The organism is Pseudoalteromonas sp. S3178, assembly GCF_005886985.1.
GTDB classification, from domain to species: Bacteria; Pseudomonadota; Gammaproteobacteria; order Enterobacterales; family Alteromonadaceae; genus Pseudoalteromonas; species Pseudoalteromonas carrageenovora.
Map to the genome: position 1 here is coordinate 1 of NZ_PNCW01000340.1, position 313 is coordinate 313.

Consider the following 313-nt stretch of genomic DNA (forward strand, 5'->3'; position numbering starts at 1 on the left):
GTTGACGAGTTGACTGTATGGCCCTCATTGAAACATCGCGGAGAAAATATACAGAATTTGACTTTGCGTCAATTTATTTTTTGTCTAATGCTAGTTTTGCCATGTGCTTATTTACTTGCTCTATCTCTTCAGCGGTCAATTCGGCGTAACGTCTAGGATAAGACCACCCGTACCCCCAACGAAATGGCGTAGGTAAATAAGGAAGCCCACCAAGTCGTACACCCGCTAACATCAAGGTTGCCACTTCTTCTTGACCTACCGCAGCAACACATTTTTGCAAGGCAATGTCGGCATTTTCGCGCTCTATAGCGGT

1 pseudogene is annotated in these 313 nt (G+C 45.0%); it reads right to left on the bottom strand.

The features are described 5' to 3' along the window. Positions 1-73 precede the first annotated feature (73 nt). Positions 74-313: pseudogene (locus CWC11_RS21225) on the bottom strand (hypothetical protein); the annotation flags it as partial.